The following is a 483-nucleotide window of genomic DNA, read 5'->3' on the forward strand; positions in this document are numbered from 1 at the left end:
TTATACCCATTAAAAAAATTATAAACTTTGAATATTAGAATCCCTATAGTTACTATAGAGTCAAGAATCTTTGGAAATACTAACTCAATGCATTTAAAAATTGGTGAACTCTCTAAAAAAACCTCATGTTCAGTATTAACAATTAGGTTTTATGAAAAGGAAGGTTTAATTCCGGAACCGGAAAGAACGGAAGGAAATTACCGCCTTTACGATGTAGGCTATGTTGAGCGAATTAAATTTATTTTGAATTGCCGAACTTTAAATATGAGTTTGAATGAAATTCGTCAATTACTTACCTATAAAGACAAACCTGAGAAAAATTGTTCAGATGTGAATGAATTAATTGACTTACATGTCAGTGCTATCAGAGAAAATATAATCAAGCAACAAAAGCTTATTGAACAACTATCTGATTTAAGAGGTACTTGTGATGGTTTATGTACAATTGACCAATGTGGAGTTTTAAAAAATCTAGCTTGATTA

General features: G+C 29.8%; 1 protein-coding gene. It reads left to right on the forward strand.

Annotated features, from left to right (window positions below):
- The first annotated feature begins 87 nt into the window (after positions 1-87).
- A complete protein-coding gene (cadR, locus tag CL42_RS16310) occupies positions 88-480 on the forward strand; it encodes a Cd(II)/Pb(II)-responsive transcriptional regulator (RefSeq protein ID WP_000550240.1) in 393 nt (130 codons plus the stop codon).
- The last annotated feature ends 3 nt before the right edge of the window (positions 481-483 follow it).

The organism is Acinetobacter sp. Ver3 (genome assembly GCF_000632455.1).
In the GTDB taxonomy this organism is placed as follows: Bacteria; Pseudomonadota; Gammaproteobacteria; order Pseudomonadales; family Moraxellaceae; genus Acinetobacter.

What these genes read in the sequence shown, in the direction of transcription:
- cadR (WP_000550240.1), top strand. Translation starts at nt 88, where the DNA reads ATGCATTTAAAAATTGGTGAACTCTCTAAAAAAACCTCATGTTCAGTA.